At 67.0% G+C, this 16,756-nt stretch carries 11 protein-coding genes; 7 read left to right on the plus strand and 4 right to left on the minus strand.

The window, feature by feature from the left end; translation table 11 throughout:
• Nucleotides 1-3 precede the first annotated feature (3 nt).
• The 7 genes from ptsP (at nt 4) to QZ546_RS11795 (ending at nt 9,552) form a co-directional block, all read left to right on the plus strand.
• Nucleotides 4-2,454, plus strand: a complete 2,451-nt coding sequence (gene ptsP, locus QZ546_RS11765) for a phosphoenolpyruvate--protein phosphotransferase (RefSeq protein ID WP_294237593.1) — start codon at nt 4-6, stop codon at nt 2,452-2,454.
• On the plus strand, nt 2,451-4,178 hold the full coding sequence (gene nagE, locus QZ546_RS11770; protein ID WP_294237595.1) for an N-acetylglucosamine-specific PTS transporter subunit IIBC: 1,728 nt from the start codon (nt 2,451-2,453) through the stop codon (nt 4,176-4,178). The genes ptsP and nagE overlap by 4 nt, the downstream gene beginning before the upstream one ends.
• A 119-nt stretch (nt 4,179-4,297) precedes the next feature.
• Complete coding sequence (locus tag QZ546_RS11775; RefSeq protein ID WP_294237597.1) at nt 4,298-5,083, plus strand: IclR family transcriptional regulator; 786 nt, start codon at nt 4,298-4,300, stop codon at nt 5,081-5,083.
• Nucleotides 5,084-5,221: 138 nt separating this feature from the next.
• Nucleotides 5,222-6,307 carry a DUF475 domain-containing protein gene (locus tag QZ546_RS11780; RefSeq protein ID WP_294237642.1) on the plus strand — a complete coding sequence of 362 codons (1,086 nt, stop codon included), beginning with the start codon at nt 5,222-5,224 and terminating at the stop codon, nt 6,305-6,307.
• Between the two features lie 82 nt (nt 6,308-6,389).
• Nucleotides 6,390-7,181, plus strand: a complete 792-nt coding sequence (locus QZ546_RS11785) for a Crp/Fnr family transcriptional regulator (RefSeq protein ID WP_294237599.1) — start codon at nt 6,390-6,392, stop codon at nt 7,179-7,181.
• Nucleotides 7,178-7,366 carry a hypothetical protein gene (locus tag QZ546_RS11790; protein ID WP_294237602.1) on the plus strand — a complete coding sequence of 63 codons (189 nt, stop codon included), beginning with the start codon at nt 7,178-7,180 and terminating at the stop codon, nt 7,364-7,366. Before QZ546_RS11785 ends, QZ546_RS11790 begins: the two co-directional genes overlap by 4 nt.
• A 68-nt stretch (nt 7,367-7,434) precedes the next feature.
• Nucleotides 7,435-9,552 carry a M3 family metallopeptidase gene (locus QZ546_RS11795; protein ID WP_294237605.1) on the plus strand — a complete coding sequence of 706 codons (2,118 nt, stop codon included), beginning with the start codon at nt 7,435-7,437 and terminating at the stop codon, nt 9,550-9,552.
• Between the two features lie 145 nt (nt 9,553-9,697).
• Here the strand turns inward: QZ546_RS11795 and QZ546_RS11800 are convergent, their stop codons facing one another.
• Genes QZ546_RS11800 through QZ546_RS11815 form a run of 4 tightly spaced genes read right to left on the minus strand, consistent with a single transcriptional unit; the run spans nt 9,698 to nt 16,702 of the window.
• The gene (locus QZ546_RS11800) at nt 9,698-11,776 is read right to left on the minus strand and encodes a glycoside hydrolase family 97 protein (RefSeq protein ID WP_294237607.1); all 2,079 of its coding nucleotides are present in this window, start codon (nt 11,774-11,776) and stop codon (nt 9,698-9,700) included.
• Nucleotides 11,773-13,386: an alpha-amylase family glycosyl hydrolase gene (locus tag QZ546_RS11805; RefSeq protein WP_294237609.1), complete on the minus strand. Its 1,614-nt coding sequence runs from the start codon at nt 13,384-13,386 to the stop codon at nt 11,773-11,775. The genes QZ546_RS11800 and QZ546_RS11805 overlap by 4 nt, the downstream gene beginning before the upstream one ends.
• Nucleotides 13,386-15,179 (minus strand): alpha-amylase family glycosyl hydrolase, encoded by a 1,794-nt coding sequence (locus QZ546_RS11810; protein ID WP_294237612.1) that lies wholly within the window; start codon nt 15,177-15,179, stop codon nt 13,386-13,388. Before QZ546_RS11810 ends, QZ546_RS11805 begins: the two co-directional genes overlap by 1 nt.
• Entirely contained in the window at nt 15,176-16,702 is a 1,527-nt protein-coding gene (locus QZ546_RS11815; RefSeq protein WP_294237615.1) for a tryptophan halogenase family protein, read from the minus strand. Before QZ546_RS11815 ends, QZ546_RS11810 begins: the two co-directional genes overlap by 4 nt.
• Nucleotides 16,703-16,756 lie beyond the last annotated feature (54 nt).

The following is a 16,756-nucleotide window of genomic DNA, read 5'->3' on the forward strand; positions in this document are numbered from 1 at the left end:
GCGATGAGTGATCTGACCATCTTTGCCCCGCTGGCGGGCTGGGTAATGCCGTTGGCACAGGTGCCAGACCCCGTGTTTGCCGAAAAGATGCTGGGCGACGGGATGGCGATCGACCCGGTCAATGATGCACTTTGCGCGCCATGCGATGCGACCGTGCTGACGGTGCATGAGGCGGGACACGCTGTGACGCTGCGCAGCGCCCAGGGGTTCGAGCTGATCTGTCATATCGGTGTCGATACCGTGTCGCTGGGCGGCAAGGGGCTGACCCCTCAGGTCCAGGCGGGAGCCAAGGTGCTGGCGGGCCAGCCGCTGATCCGCTTCGACCTCGATTACCTCGTTCAGAACGCGCCCGCTGTCGTCACGCCGATCATCGTTGCCGATGCCACCCGCTATGCCGTCGAGCCGATCGCCCAAGGGCTGGTCGCGGTCGGTGATCCCCTGTTGCGCGTCGTCCCACTAGCGGCCGATGCGGTCGAGGTGGAGGCGAGCGGTGAAACGCTGGTCGAGGAGATTGTCGTCGCGCTGTCGCACGGCCTGCACGCGCGCCCTGCGGCCCGGCTGGTCGAGGCGGTTCGCCGTCATGATGCCAAGGTTACGCTCCATCACGGCGATCGTCACGCCTCCGGCCTGAGCGCGGTCGGGCTGCTCGGCCTGGGGCTGGGCCATGGCACGACGGCGCGGATCGAGGCGAGCGGCGCGCAGGCAGCGGCGGCGCTGGCCGAGGTCCTCGCCTTTTTAAGCGACGCGACGCCCGAGGAAACGCCGGTCGACGCGCCCGAGCCCGTGCGGGGCGAAGGCCCCGGTCTGGGCGGGGTGCCCGCCGCACCGGGCCTAGCGGTGGGACCGATCCACCGTCTGACCCGTGCCGCCATTCCCGTCGAGACGATTCCCGGCTCGGTCGAGGACGAGCGGAACAAGTTGACCGATGCGCTGGCGCGTGTTCGCGAAGGGCTCGCTCAGGCCGCCGCTGCCGGTGGCGCGCGGGGCGGCGTGATGGCCGCGCATGGCGCGATGCTGGCCGATCCCGCTTTGTCGGAAGCTGCGCTGGGCGCGATCGGGCGTGGCCTGAGCGCGGGTGTGGCATGGCAGGAGGCGATCGCCGAGCAGGTCGCGGTCCTGCTGTCGAGCGGCGACCGCCGTATCGCTGAACGCGCCGACGATCTGCGCGATCTGGAACGCCATGTACTGGCCGCGCTCGCCGGCTTGCCGATCGAGGGGCCAAGCGTGCCGACCGGGGCGATCTTGGTCGCTGAGGATCTGCTCCCCAGCCAGGTCGCCGCGCTCGATGCAGGCGTCGTGGCGGGTATCGCCTTGGTCAAGGGCGGCCCGACTTCGCACGCCGCGATCCTGGCGGCGGGCATGGGCCTGCCTATGGCGGTGGCGTTCGGCGCGCCGCTGGCGGCGCTGGACGACGGACGCGTGATCGTCCTGGACGCCGACCGCGGCCTGATCGACCCGGACCCCGATGCCGGGGCGCAAGACCAGGCGCGCGAGACCATCGCCCGCCGCAAGGCCGAGACCGAGTTGGCGCGCGCCGCACAGGGGCCGTGCCGGACGGCGGACGGCACCCGGATCGAGATGTTCGCCAATCTGGGCTCGGTCGCCGATGCCGAGGCGGCGGTGGCCGAAGGGGCGGAGGGCTGCGGCCTGCTGCGCACCGAATTCCTGTTCCTGGAGCGCGAGACCGCGCCGACCCGGGACGAACAGGCGCGCGATTACCAGGCGATCGCCGACGCGCTGGGCGACCGGCCGATGATCGTCCGGCTGCTCGATGTCGGCGGCGACAAGCCCGCGCCCTATATGGACCTGCCCGTCGAGGAAAACCCGGCGCTGGGCCTGCGCGGCATCCGCGTATCGCTGGCCGATCCGCAGTTGCTGGAGGATCAGGTCGGCGCGATCCTGGCGGTGCGCCAGCCGTGCCGGATCATGGCGCCGATGGTCGCCAGCTTGTCCGAGCTGGAGGCGGTTCGTGCCGTCGTCGAGCGGCAGGGTGGCAAGGCCGAGGTCGGCGTGATGATCGAAACCCCCGCCGCCGCCATTTCCGCCGACATCCTCGCGCGCAAGGCGGACTTCTTCTCGATCGGCACCAACGACCTGACCCAGTACACGCTGGCCATGGACCGCGGCAACGCGGCGGTGGCGGCGGGTGTGGACGGCCTGCATCCGGCGGTGCTGCGGCTGATCGGCGCGACCTGCGACGGGGCGGCCAAGCATGACACGCCGGTCGGCGTCTGCGGCTCGCTGGCGGCCGACCGGCTGGCGGTGCCCATCCTTCTCGGCTTGGGCGTCACCGAATTGTCGGTGCCCCCGGCGCGGGTCGCCGCAATCAAGGCGCTGGTCGGCAAGCTCGACATGGAGAAATGCCGCGCCGCCGCGATCGCCGCGATGGCGCTTCCCTCGGCTGCGGCGGTTCGCGCGCACATCACGACCATGCTTCAGGAGATCGGCGCATGAACTCGCCCATGGCCACGCTTCAATCGCTCGGGCGGGCGCTGATGCTGCCCATCGCGGTCCTGCCGGTGGCGGGCCTGCTGCTGCGCCTCGGCCAGCCCGATATGTTCAACATCGCCTTCATCGCCAATGCGGGCAATGCGATCTTCGACAATCTGGGCCTGCTGTTCGCAGTCGGTGTCGCCACCGCCTTTGCCCGCGACGGCAACGGGGCGGCGGCGCTGGCGGGCATCACCTGCTACCTCGTCACCACCAAGGGCGCCGAGACGCTGGTCGTGCCCCCGCCGGGCACGGCCATGGGGCTGGCCAAGGATATTGCCACCACTGTCGAGGCGGCGTGGCGGACCAAGGCAGTCCACCGCTTCGACGTGCCGGTGGGTATCGTCGCCGGCCTGATCGGCGGCAGCTTCTACAACCGGTTCGCCACCATCAAGATGCCGGAATATCTTGCCTTTTTCGGTGGTCGTCGTTTCGTGCCGATCATCTCGGGCATAGCGGGGCTGGGGCTTGCGGGCCTGCTGGGCCTGGCATTCGGGCCGGTGAATGCCGGGATCGACGGCCTGAGCCAGGGCATCGTCCATGCGGGCGGGCTGGGGTTGTTCGCCTTTGGCGTGCTGAACCGCCTGCTGGTCGTCACCGGGTTGCACCATATTCTGAACACCGTCGCCTATTTCGTCGTCGGCGATTATCAGGGCAAGACCGGCGACCTGACCCGTTTCTTCGCGGGCGATCCCACGGCGGGCGCATTCATGAGCGGCTTCTTCCCGGTCATGATGTTCGGCCTGCCCGCCGCCTGTCTGGCCATGTATCACGAGGCGTTGCCGGCGCGGAAAAAGGCGGTCGGCGGCATGTTGCTGAGCCTGGCGCTGATGTCGTTCCTGACCGGCGTGACCGAGCCGATCGAATTCAGCTTCATGTTCCTGGCGCCGGTCCTCTACGCCTTCCACGCCATTCTGACCGGCCTGTCGGAGGTGATCATGAACGCGCTCGGGGTGCGCCTCGGTTACACCTTCTCGGCCGGTCTGTTCGACTATGGCATCAATTTCGGCAAGGCGACCAAGCCGCTGCTGCTGCTGCCCGTCGGGGCGGTCTATGCCGTCCTCTATTACGCCGTGTTCCGCTTCGCCATTCGCCGGTGGAACCTGCAGACGCCGGGGCGCGAGGCAGAGCCGGCCGTCGAGGCCGATCAGCCGGAGGGTGAGGCGGCGCCGGTCGCGGGTGGTCGCGGCGCGTCCTTCGTGGCGGCGATGGGCGGCAGCACCAATCTGACCGAGGTGGCGGCCTGCACCACGCGCCTGCGTCTGGTCGTGGCCGATCCGGCACAGGTCGACGAGCCCGCGCTGAAGCGGCTGGGCGCACGTGGCATCCTGCGTCCCTCGCCCAGCGGAGTGCAGGTGGTGCTGGGCCCCGTCGCCGACACGGTCGCGATGGAGATGCGCGCCGCCATCGAGGCGGGGCCGGTCGCGGCCACCAAACGGGCGGCGACAGTCGCGCTCGCTGCCGCTCCGGCACCGGCCGAGGCAGCATCGGCGACGACCGATGCGTCTCTGCCCGCGGCATTGGTGCAGGCATTGGGTGGGGCGGACAATATCGTCTCGGCCCGCCGTCATGCCGGACGCTGGCGCGTCATGCTGTCGGATCCGGCACGCCTGGCCCCGCTGTCGTCGGATATGGCCCGCACGTCGGTGCGCGTCGCGCCCGACGTCATCCATGTCCTCGTGGATTAAATTGATGTCATCTTAACTTTAATCATGTTGCTGACCGTGCGGTAAAGAATGTAGTGGGCAGCGGGCATTTTTAGCTGCGATACAGGCATTTGTTGTCGACATCGCGACGGAGAGTCCTGTTGTCCACGGATATGGCGAGCGGCACCGACGACAAGCGCCTGTACCGGGCCCCGGCATTGGAAAAGGGGCTGGACATCCTCGAACTGCTGGCGGCGGAGGAACACCCGCTGACCATGAGTGCCATCGTCACACGACTGGGGCGGTCGACCGGTGAGCTTTTCCGGATGATCCAGGTGCTGGAGCATCGCGGCTATGTCGCGCAGGGGCCGGACGGTTATGTGATGACGTCGCGGCTGTTCCATCTCGGGCTGAAGCGGCCGCCGGTGCGCAGCCTGATGGAACAGGCCCTGCCGGAAATGCGCAGGCTGGCGGATCAGATCGGCCAGTCCTGCTATTTGGCCATCCCGTCAGGCGCGGCATCGTCGGTGATCGCGCGGATGGAGGCGAACACCACGGTCGGCTTTTCGGTCCGTGTCGGCTATCGTCGGCCGATGCACGAAACGGCCTCGGGCCACGTCCTCTACGCCTTTCAGTCGGAGGCGAAGCGGCGCGAATGGGAAGCGCTGTTCGATCCCCCGCTGTCGGATCGGGCCTGCCAGCAATTGCGCGAAGACACCGATGCGATCCGAGCCCAGGGCTTTGTCCGGTCCGAGAGCGCCGAGCTGTTGGGCATGATCGAACTGGCGGCACCCATCATGCGGGCCGGACGCGCCTGCGCGGTGCTGACCGTCCCCTTCGTCCGGATCACCGCTGCCCTGGCCAGCGAGGAGGAAGCCCTGAGGCAGTTGCTCGGGACCGCCGCGCTGATCACCGAACAATTGCTGGGCAACGACGCCCGCATCTGATCCCGGCTTGTCCCCCGCCGACTTCGCCGCGATAGAGCCGGTGCCCGATTGAACAAATCCGGGGAGCCCGACTTTACCGTCACGGCCTCCGGATCGCCGAACAGGGGTGATCGGGGCAGGGACAGGGGTTCGCGGGTGCTGTTGAAATATTATAAGGGTTCGTTCGTCTTCACCGCGCTGTGCCTGGCGATCGCGGCATGGCTGGGCTTCCAGAGCACGGGCACGCTGCCCGGAACGCTGGGCATCCTGTGGATCGTGCTGGTCCTGGGCGTGCTGGAGGTGTCGCTGTCCTTCGACAATGCGGTGGTCAACGCGACCGTGCTGCGCGACATGGACGACAAATGGCGCCACCGCTTCCTGACCTGGGGCATCCTGATCGCGGTGTTCGGGATGCGGATCGTCTTCCCGCTCGCCATCGTCGCCCTCGCCGCGCATCTCGGGCCGGTCGAGGCCGTCAAGCTCGCGGCGGGCGATCCGGTCCGATATGAACAGATCATCACCTCCGCCCATGTCGGCATTTCGGGCTTTGGCGGCAGCTTCCTGGCGATGGTCGGCTTGGGCTTCTTCCTGGACGAGGATAAGGACGAGCACTGGATCGGCGCGATCGAGCGTCCGCTGGCCGCGCTTCGCAAGATCGCGGGGCTGGCGACCGGGATCGTCCTGCTGGCGCTCTATGTCATCGCGCAGTCCATCCCGGCGGCGGACGCGATGACCTTCATCACCTCGGGCATATTCGGGCTGCTGACCTATATCGCGGTCCATGCGATCGGCGTGGTGCTGGAAGGGGACGGCGACGCGGTGACGGGGGCGGCCGCGCGGTCGGGCCTTGCGGCGTTCCTGTATCTGGAAGTGCTCGACGCCAGCTTCTCGTTCGATGGCGTGATCGGGGCGTTCGCGCTGTCGAACAATCTGTTCATCATCGCGCTTGGCCTGGGCATCGGGGCGATGTTCGTGCGGTCCATGACGATCATGCTGGTCGACCATGGCACGCTGGCGCAATATCGGTACCTGGAGCACGGCGCCTTCTACGCCATCGTCGCGCTGGCCGCGATCATGCTGCTGTCGGTGCGTTTCCATATCCCCGAGACGATCACCGGCCTGATCGGCGCGACGCTGATCGGCCTGTCATTCTGGGCATCGGTGCGCAGCAATCGCAAACACCCCGATGCCGGGGCGCATGAGGCCGGGGCGATCCACGGATCGGGTACGTCGATCGGCGGCTGAACCGTTCCGCTCACGTGACGATGGAACCCTTTGCCCCGGCGAAGGATTGGCAATCCGATACGCTGCGTGAGGGATCCAAGTAATGACGGTGTCCGCGATCGAGACCCTGCGGCAGCAGCGCCCGTCCCCTGACAGGCCGCTGCTGACCGGCCTGTTCCTGGAGGGGCGCGGGCGCGACATGATGACGCCCGAAGATGTGACGGTGCTGGAACACAGCATCGACGAGGTGCGTGCGATCCCCGCGCGGACGATCGTCATCCGTCGCGACGAGCGGGTCCGCCAGAGCAGCCTGCTGCTTGAAGGCGTGATGTGCCGCTACATGGACGATCGCCAAGGCAATCGCCAGATCGTCGCCTTCCATGTGCCCGGCGATTTCGTCGACCTGCACGGCTTTGCGATGCGGCATCTGGACCATGACGTTGCGACGCTGACCCCGGTGCGGGTCGCGCTGGCGGGGCATGACCGGCTGGAGCGGATCGTCGCGGGCTATCCGCGCCTTACCCGGCTGCTCTGGTTCTCGACCCTGCTCGATGCGGCGATGCACCGCGAATGGGTGTTCCGCCTGGGGCGGCTGGAGGCAGATGGGCGCGTGGCGCACCTGTTCTGCGAGCTTCACGCCCGCCTGGCGATGATCGACATGGTGCGGGACGGGGCGTTTCGCTTTCCGGTGACGCAGATCGACCTGGCCGAGGCGTCGGGCATCACCCCGGTCCATCTGAACCGCGTGTTGCGCGCTCTGCGCGAGCGGGGGCTGATGACCTTCCGCAGCGGCAATGTCCATATACTGGACCTGGACGGGCTGGCGGCGCTGGCGGATTTCGATCCCGGCTATCTGTATGGCGGTGGCCCGACGCTGGAAAAGGGGGGCGCATGACCTCGCCAGGATCGCCGGCGCAGGTGCATGACGAAGCGGGGCTCGCCACGGCCGAGCAGGGCATCGTGATGCTGGACGGGCCCAATGGCGTCGCGGTGTCGATGACGCCGTCCGCCGCGCGCCGGACGGGCGAGGGGTTGGTCGCCGCCGCCCGCGAGGCCGAGACGCAGTTGGGCGAACGGTAAGGGGAGCGGGCTTTACCCGTCCGATCAGCGGCTTATGATGACGCGGCGTTCATGAACGGGAGTGTTTTTTGCGTCATCTGCCTATCGCCGTCACCCTGGCGGCCCTTATGAGCACGTCCGCCACGGCGTCTCCCCCGCAGGCCGCGCAGGCCCCCGCGACCAATCCCCTGCTCAGCCCCTGGACCGGCCCTTATGGCGGGGTGCCACCCTGGGACAAGGTGAAGCCCGAACTCTTCCCCGCCGCCTTCGAGGCCGCGCTGGCCGAGCGGCGCGCCGACTATGAGCGGATCGCCAACGATCCCGCCAAGCCCAGCTTCGCCAACACCTTCGTGCCGATGCAGAATGCCGGGCAGACGCTGAACCGCGTGATGACGCTGTTCGGGGTGATGACGGGCAGTATGAACTCGCCCGCCTATCAGGCGCTGGACCGCGAATGGTCGCCCAAGCTCGCCAAGGCGTCGGACGAGATCACCTTCAACCCCAAGCTGTTCGCCCGGATCGAGGCGATCTACCGGGCGCGCGATACTTCCGGCCTCGATGCGCAGCAGAAGCGGCTGGTCACGCGCACCTATGACAGCTTCGTTCGGCAGGGGGCGAAGCTGACCCCGGCGCAGAAGGCCGAGCTGTCCGCCTTCAACCAGAATCTCGCGATCAACTTCTCCGAGTTCTCGCAGCGGCTGCTGGCCGATGAAGGCACCGCGATCATCGTCACCGACGAGGCGCGCCTTGCGGGCCTGCCCGACAGCGTAAAGGCGGTCGCCAAGGCGGCGGCGGCCGAGCGTGGGAAGCAGGGCTGGGCGATCGTCAACACCCGCTCGGCGGTCGATCCGGTGCTGACCTTCGCCACCGACCGGGCGCTGCGCGAGCAGGTGTGGCGCGCCTTCACCAAGCGTGGCGACAATGGCGACATCAACGATACGAAGGCGACCATTGCCCGCATCGTCCGCCTGCGCGCCAATCGCGCGCATCTGCTGGGCTTCAAGACCCATGCCGACTGGCGGATGCAGGACACGATGGCCAAGACCCCGGCCGCCGCGATGGACCTGATGATGCGCGTCTGGCCCGCCGCCAAGGCGCGCGTCGCCGAGGAGGTCCGCGACATGCAGGCGATCGCCGATAAGGACGGTGCGAAGATCACCATCGAGCCCTGGGACTATCGCTTTTATCAGGAAAAGGTCCGCAAGAGCCGCTACGATCTCGATCAGGCCGAGTTGAAGCCCTATTTCGAGCTGAACAACATCATCCAGGGTTCGCTCTATGCCGCGAACCGGCTCTACGGCCTGGAGTTCAAGGAGATCACCGGCACGGTCCCGGTCTTCGAGCCCAACATGCGCGTGTGGCACGTCACCCGCAACGGCAAGGAGGTCGGCCTGTTCTACCGCGACGATTTCGCGCGGACGGGCAAGCGCTCGGGCGCCTGGGCCAACACCTATCGCGGCCAGCGTAACCTGCCGCCGGCGCAGAATGTCCTGTCGTCCAACAACAACAACTTCGCCAAGGGTGCGCCCGGCGAGCCGGTGCTCATCAGCCTGGACGATGCCGAGACGCTGTTCCACGAATTCGGCCACGCGATCCATGCGATGCTGCAGAACGTCACCTATCCGGGGCTGGCGGGCACGCCGCGCGACTTTGTCGAATATCCCAGCCAGGTGAACGAGCATTGGCTGCTGACCCGTGACGTGCTCGACAAATATGCCCGCCACTACAAGACCGGCCAGCCCATGCCGCAGGCGCTGCTCGACAAGATCAAGGCGTCGGAAACTTTCAACCAGGGCTTTGCGACGACCGAATATCTGTCCTCGGCGATCGTTGACATGAAGCTGCACACCGTGCCCGACGGCGTGGTCGATCCGGCGGCGTTCGAGGCGACGACGCTGCGCGAGATCGGGATGCCCAGGGAACTCGTGATGCGGCACCGCCTGCCGCAGTTCAATCACCTGTTCTCGTCGGACAGCTATTCGGCGGGCTATTACAGCTATCTCTGGTCGGAAACGATGGACGCCGACACCTTCGCCGCGTTCGAGGACGCGGGTAGCCCGTGGGACAAGGCGACGGCGGATCGCTTTGCGCGCATCCTGTTGTCGACGGGGAACGAGACGGACCGGGCGGAGGCATATCGCGCGTTCCGGGGCCGGGACCCGGACGTGAACGCGCTCCTGAAACAGCGCGGCTTCCCGACGAAGTAACGACCAACTCCTCCCCAAGCTTGCTTGGGGAGGGGGACCATCGCGTCAGCGATGGTGGAGGGGCAGGACGGACCGGCCATGCCCCTCCACCACGCCCTGCGGGCGCGGTCCCCCTCCCCATCAGAGATGGGGAGGAATTGCGGCGTTACAGCGCCTTCAACCGGATCGCCTGGCCGCCACCGGGGGCCAGCGACAGCGTCAGCGTGTCGCCCTTCTTCACCCGCCGAGTCTCGAACGCGATCGAATGCCGCGCCTCGGTCGCATAGGTCGCACCGGGCCCGTCCTTATAGACCTGCGCCTCGTACGTCTTGCCAGGATCGAGGAAATCGAGCGTCACGGTCAGCTCCCGCGCATTCTCGTCGGTGATCGACCCGACATACCAGTCGCGGCTCTTACGGTCGCGCCGCGCGAAGGTGACGTAATCGCCGACCTCGCCGTTCAGCACGCGGCTGTCCTCCCAGTCCACCGGCACATCCGCGATGAAGCGGAAGGCTTCCGGGTATTTCGCGTAATTCTCCGGCGTATCGGCCGCCATCTGCACCGGCGAATAGAGCACCACATACAGCGCCAGCTGCTTGGCGATGGTCGACTGGATCGGGCTGTTGTCGCTGCCGGTCAGGCTGAGCACGCCCGGCGTGAAGTCCATCGGGCCTTCGAGCATCCGGGTGAAGGCGAGATTCGCCTCATGCTCGGGCGGGTTCTTGCCCGGCCAGGCATTATATTCCATGCCCCGCGACCCCTCGCGCGCCAGCCAGTTGGGATAGGTGCGGCGGAGGCCGGTGTCCTTGACCGGCTCGTGGCTGTCGATCGACACCTTATACTCGGCGGCGGCCTGAAGAACGCGGAGATGGTGATTCACCATCCACTGGCCCTCATGCCATTCGCGCGATACCGTGCCGTCCGCATTCACCCGCTCGATCTGCCCTGCATCGGCGACATAGCCGGTCTTGACGACATGCTCGCCATGATCGGCGGCAAACTTGAACGCGGGGTCGAACTGGCTCTCATAATGGCTGACCGCGCCGCCAGTCTCGTGATGGCCGATTAGCGAGACGCCCTTCGACTTGGCATATTTCGCCAGCGCGTCGGCATCGAAATCCTCTGCCGGGGTCGCGAACTGCATCGCCGAGCCATTGCCCGCCCAGTCGCCGTCCCAGCCGATATTCCACCCCTCGACCAGCACGCCGGGGATGCCGTATTTGGATGCGAAGTCGATATAGGTCTTCACATTCGCGGTTGTGGCACCGTGACGCGGGCCCCGAGCCCAGCTCCATTCGCCCTTGATCATCTTCCACCAGACGCCGACGAACTTGCCCGGCTTCACCCAGCTGACGTCGCCCAGCTTGTTGGGCTCGTTCAGGTTGAGCATCAGGTGGCTCATATAGAGCCCGCCCGCATCGGGGGCGATCAGGAAGGTGCGCCAGGGCGTTGTCCACGCGCCGGTCTTCACCACCTTGGGCGCGCCTGAGCCGGGGGTCAGGACCGCCTTGAACCCATTCCCCTCGGTCTTCATCAGCGCCATGCTGGCATAGTCGACCAAGGCCGCCTCATGGATGGCGATATGCGTGCCGTCGTCCAGCTTCATGGTGATCGGCGTTGCGGCCGTGCCGACCGCCGTGATCGGCGTGCGGTTGTAGAGATATTCCTCGCGGTTCCAGAGGAAGGCTGGCTTCCACCAGGCGGTGCCGTTTTGCGCGATGTTGAACTCGGTCAGTTCTTCGGCGACGTCGGCCTTGGGAAGCGCCTGCTGCTCGGGAAATTCGTAGCGGAAGCCGACGCCGTCGTCCTGCACCCGGAACACCACGTCATAGCGGCGATGCAGTGCGCTCGATTCCATCAGGCGGACTCGCATCTCGCGATGGTTGTCGCGGATGGTGCGCCACTCGCCCCAGGGTTGGGTCCAGCTGGTGTCGGACTTGGCGTGGGCGACGGACTCGATCTTCATGCCGCGCTCGATCTTGGGCGCGTCGGTGAACATCATGCCCAGCCGCGAGGGCGCGACGATCGCCTTGCCGTTACGGGCGATCATATAGACCGCGCGGCCGTCATTGTCGGTCGAGACCTGCACCGTGATCCGGCCGTCGGGCGAGGTCTCCACCGCGTCCGGTTGGCCTGCTGGCTTGGCGAATTTGAAGGTTTCGTTCACCGCCGGATCGGCGGGGCCGTTCTGGGCCTGGGCGACAGAGGCCATAAGGCCCAGCCCGATGGCAATGGTCGTCTTCATGCAGTCATCTCCCGGATCGCCGCTCCGAACGCGCCAAGGCGTTCATCGGTGGCGTTATTGATCTGGACCAGCACCCGTCCGCCGCGTGGCAGGGTGGCGGGAAGCTGGACGGGCGTGTCGCCCGTATTGAACAGGCAGAGCAGCCGCTGGCCGCCCTCGTGCCGCTCGAAGGCGAGCAGCTGGTCATCAGCGTGGAGCAGCGTCAGCCCGCCGCCCGCCAGCGCGGGTGTCTGGCGGCGCAGCTGGACGAGGCGGCGGGTGAGGTTCAGCAGCGAGTCCGGATCGCCATCCTGCCGGTTGACCGCCAGCGCGGCATGGTCGGGCCCGACCGGCAGCCAGGGTTCCGCGTCCGAGAAACCGCCATTGATCGCATTGCTGCTCCACGGCATCGGCGTGCGGACCCCGTCGCGCGACAGGGTCAGCGGCCAGTTGGCGATCGCCTCGGGATCGACTAGCCGCTCGAAGGGCACATCGACCTGGGTCAGCCCCAGTTCCTCGCCCTGATAGAGAAAGGCGTTGCCGCGCAACGACAGCAGCAGCAGCATCTTCATCCGTGCGAACGCGTCGCGATGCTCGGGCGTGGTCCAGCGGGACACGGCACGCGGCGCGTCATGGTTCTCGAACGCCCAGCTCGGCCAGCCGACACCCGGCTCGGCGGGCCATTTCGCCAGCGCCTCGGCTACGATGCGCGGGGTCAGCCGGTCGGCATAGAGAAAGTCGAAGCCGTATGCGGTGTTCAGCCGGTGATCCCCGGCGGTGAACAGCTTCATCTCGCGATCGGCCTCGTCACCGCCGACCTCCGCCACGGTGAAGCGGTCGCCATACTCATCCAGCGTCGACCGGATCCGCTCCAGGAAGGGCACGATATCGGCATGGCTCTGATTGTAGAGCTTGACCTGGAAATCGAAGGGGCGCGTGCGCGTCTTGCCCGTGTCGGGGGCGGGTGGGTTATCGCGAAGGGTCGGCTCGTGCATCATGAAGTTGATCGCATCGAGGCGAAAGCCGTCCACCCCCCGGTCCAGCCAGAAGCGCGCGGTTGCCAGCAACTCGGCCTGCACCTCGGGATGGTGGACGTGGAGCTGCGGCTGCTCCTTCAGGAAATTGTGCAGATAATATTGCCCGCGCCGCGCGTCCCAGGTCCAGGCGGGGCCGCCGAACACCGACTGCCAGTTGGACGGCGGCGAGCCGTCGGGCTTGGCATCGGCCCAGACATACCAGTCGGCGCGGGCATTGGTGCGGCTGGCGCGGCTTTCGGTGAACCAGGGGTGCTCGTCGGAAGTGTGGCTGTACACCTGGTCGATGACGACCTTCACCCCAAGTTCGTGCGCGCGCGCGACCAGCGCGTCGAAATCCTTCAGCGTGCCGAAGATCGGATCGACATCGCGGTAATCCGCCACGTCATAGCCGAAATCCTTCATCGGCGAGGTGAAGAAGGGCGACAGCCAGATGGCGTCGACGCCCAGGCTGGCGACATGGTCCAGCCGCGCGGTGATGCCGGGCAGGTCGCCGATGCCGTCGCCATTGCTGTCGGCGAAGCTGCGCGGATAGATTTGATAGAACACCGCGCCCTTCCACCAGGGACGCGGGGCAGTCGGAACGGTCTGGGTCATCAACGGGCCTCCGCCGCGCAAACGGCATAGCCGAAGGCGGGCAAGTCAAACATCAGGCTGCCAGGCGCGCCGGCAGTCGGGGCGCAGTGCCCAGCCATGGCAGTAAAACGCTGCGATGCCGTTTCAACCTGCACGGCCTGGGCGATGGCCTTGGCCGAGGTGTTGAAGGCGATCACATATTCGCGGCCGCTATCGGGATCGAAGCGCGATACCGCGAACAGCCCCGGCGCATCGCCGCGCGCGCGGATCACCTGCCGCCCGCGAGTCAGCGCCGGGTTGGCGACGCGCAATCGGGCGAACGTCGCGATCTCGCGGTAAAGGGGGTGGGAGGGCACGAAGCTGTCGGTCGCGGTCGTCTTCGTCGTGCCGACCAGCCGGTTGTCGTTATAGCTGGCGACCTTGCTGGCGAACATGTCCTCACGCGCATCCTGGTCGTTGCCGTCGCCCGCAAAACCCTGTTCGTCGCCCGAATAGATGGTCGGCACGCCGCGCAAGGTCAGCAGCATCGCATGACCCAGTTCGACCCGCTTCAGGATTTCCTCGTCCGAGGCATTGGGGTTCGCCACGCGGACATCATGGGCGAAGCGGCCATGGTCGTGATTGCCGAGGAAAGTCGGCAATATGTCCGCCGTCGCCTCGCCCTTGGCATAGAGGACATCGCCCTCGAACAGGCTGGCGAGGGTGCGGGTCGGCTTGTTCTCTGCGACCGTCTGGATCACCGCGTTCATGAAGGCGAAGTCGAGCACCGCCGGATAGTCGGCGATCTTCGTCCAGCGGGCGAGATAGCCGGGCTCCATGCCCGCCGTCACCTCGCCGAAGATGTGGAAGTTCGGAATGCCTTTCGCCTTGGCCCGCGCCAGCATCGCGGGCACGAAGGCGCGCCAGAAAGCAGGGTCGACATGCTTGGCGGTGTCGATGCGGAAGCCGTCGACCCCAAAGCGGTCGATCCAGCTGCCATAGATGTCGATCATGCCCGAAATGACGCGTGGATTCTCGGTGTAGAGATCGTCCAGCCCCGAAAAATCGCCCATCGTCGAACTCTCGTCCTCGAAGGTCGTGTTGCCGCGATTGTGATAATAGATCGGGTCGTTGAGCCAGGCCGGGGTCTTGGCGTTCTTCTCCGCCGCCGGGACGTAAGGTGTGTAGGCGTAGTTCGGATCGGTCAGCTTCGTGAAGTTCGCCGCCGTCTGCACCTCGTCGCCGACAAAGCCGGGATTGATCGCCGGTCCCTTCACGCCGCCGCGCCGCTGATAGGGATAGGTCGCAATGTCGCGGTAAGGGCAGGGTGAGCCTTCCGCGCACTCGCGATACTGGATCACGTCGGCGGTATGGTTGACGATGATGTCCATATAGACCTTCATGCCCCGCGCGTGCGCGGCGTCGATAAAGGCGTGCAGGTCGGCCTCGCTGCCCAGATGCGGGTCGACCGTGGTGAAGTCAGTGATCCAATAGCCGTGATAGCCCGCGCTCTCCTGCCCCTTGGCACCCTGCACCGCCTTGTTCTTGAAGATCGGCCCCAGCCAGATCGCGGTCGCGCCCAGTCCCTGGATATAGTCGAGCCGCCTGGTCAGGCCCTTAAGGTCGCCGCCATGGTAGAAGCCCTTGTGCGTCGGATCGAAGCCAGTGGTCAGCGGGCCGCCCGTCAGGCCGCCGCGATCATTGGCGGTGTCGCCATTGTCGAACCGGTCGGGCAGGACGAAATAGATGACCTCGTCCTGGGGCAGGCGCTGGCGGTAATCCTGGGCGGCGAGCGGCGTGGCAGTCGCCAGCAGGGCGAGCAGCAGCTTTTTCATGCAAAGACCTTTGATAAGGGCGCGGCGCAGTGCGCGGCGAGGAAGGCGTCGTGCGTCGGCAGCCGGGCGGCGACCTGCGCGGCGTGGCGCCGGGTGAGGCTGAGGAAATCGTCCAGCTCGTCCGCCGATAGCGCATCGGCCAGCGCATGGTGCGCGGCGGGGAGGATGCCCTGTCCGATCATCACCTGGACCCAGGCGGGCTCGGCGAACAGCTCGTCGCCCTCGCGCCGGAACCGGCCGGCTGCACGGAACAGCGCGATGCGGGTGGCCAGGCTATCGGGTAGGGGCGTCGCACGTCGTTCGGTCCAGAAGGGCTCGGGCCGGGCGTTGGCGTGGTAATGCAGGATCAGGAAATCGCGAATGGCCAGCCACTCGGCCTCGGTTTCGCGATTATAGGCGTCGATCTCGACCGGTTGGAGCGCCTGGCCGGGCCAATAGTCCAGCAGTCGCGCGATCCCCGACTGGATCAGATGGATGCTGGTCGATTCCAGCGGCTCCAGGAACCCCGCGGCCAGCCCGAGTGCGACGCAGTTGCCGACCCAGGCGCGGGCGCGCCGTCCGGTGGTGAAGCGCAACAGACGCGGGTCGCCCGTCGATTCGCCGTTCAGCGCGGCGAGCAGCCGGTCGGCGGCGGCATCGTCCGACAGGTGGCGGCTGTCATAGACCAGCCCGTTGCCGGTGCGATGCTGAAGCGGAATGCGCCAGCGCCACCCCGCCCCGTGCGCGATGGCGCGGGTATAGGGGGGCAGGGGAGAGGCGCGCTCACCCGCAACCGCGAGCGCGCGGTCGCAGGGTAGCAGTTCGGACCAGTCGTCGAACGGCTCCGCCATCGTCTCGCCGATCAGGAGCGCGCGGAACCCCGTGCAGTCGACGAACAGGTCGCCCTTATGGACCGCTCCGCCCTCCACCACGACATGGTCGATCCGCCCGCCGCCATCGCGCGCAACCGAGGCGATCCTACCCTCCACCCGCACCACGCCTGCCGCTTCCGCATGGCGGCGGAGCAGTGCGGCGTACAGGTTTGCGTCGAAATGATAGGCCCAGGCCAAGCCGCTCGGCAGGTCGGGGCGGCCGGGATCGGGGGCGAAGCGGCCCGCCATCGCGGCTTGCGCGCTCGCCATATGGCCCCAGAGCGAGGCCGGGTTCGCAGCGCCGCCGCCGCGCAGCCAGTAATGATGGAAGGGCACCAGGCCCAGCGCCCGGCCGATGCTGCCGAACGCATGGAGATAGCCGCTGCCCTCGCCGGACCAACCCTCGAACCGGATGCCTAGCTTGAAGCTGCCGCCGGTGGCGCGGAGAAACTCGGCTTCGTCCAGCCCGAGCATCTGGTTGAACAGGCGGATGCCGGGAATGGTTGCCTCGCCCACCCCGACCGTGCCGATCGCATCGGATTCGATCAGGGTGATGTGGGTCGAGGCGGGCAGGAACCGCGCCAGCGCCGCCGCCGTCATCCATCCGGCGGTACCGCCGCCGACGATCACGACCCGGCGGGCGAGGTGGTCTGCGGACGGGGCGGCGATCATGCGGCGTCTCTCACAATCTTTCCCGCGCCGAATGGTGCCGGCGCGGGAAACGGT

It is taken from the genome of uncultured Sphingomonas sp., assembly GCF_913062585.1.
Lineage (GTDB): Bacteria > Pseudomonadota > Alphaproteobacteria > Sphingomonadales > Sphingomonadaceae > Sphingomonas.

Coding starts and splice junctions, on each gene's coding strand:
- QZ546_RS11785 (WP_294237599.1), top strand. CDS start 6,390: ATGACGGTGTCCGCGATCGAGACCCTGCGGCAGCAGCGCCCGTCCCCT.
- QZ546_RS11815 (WP_294237615.1), bottom strand. CDS start 16,702: ATGATCGCCGCCCCGTCCGCAGACCACCTCGCCCGCCGGGTCGTGATC.
- QZ546_RS11810 (WP_294237612.1), bottom strand. CDS start 15,179: ATGAAAAAGCTGCTGCTCGCCCTGCTGGCGACTGCCACGCCGCTCGCC.
- ptsP (WP_294237593.1), top strand. CDS start 4: ATGAGTGATCTGACCATCTTTGCCCCGCTGGCGGGCTGGGTAATGCCG.
- nagE (WP_294237595.1), top strand. CDS start 2,451: ATGAACTCGCCCATGGCCACGCTTCAATCGCTCGGGCGGGCGCTGATG.
- QZ546_RS11790 (WP_294237602.1), top strand. CDS start 7,178: ATGACCTCGCCAGGATCGCCGGCGCAGGTGCATGACGAAGCGGGGCTC.
- QZ546_RS11800 (WP_294237607.1), bottom strand. CDS start 11,776: ATGAAGACGACCATTGCCATCGGGCTGGGCCTTATGGCCTCTGTCGCC.
- QZ546_RS11805 (WP_294237609.1), bottom strand. CDS start 13,386: ATGACCCAGACCGTTCCGACTGCCCCGCGTCCCTGGTGGAAGGGCGCG.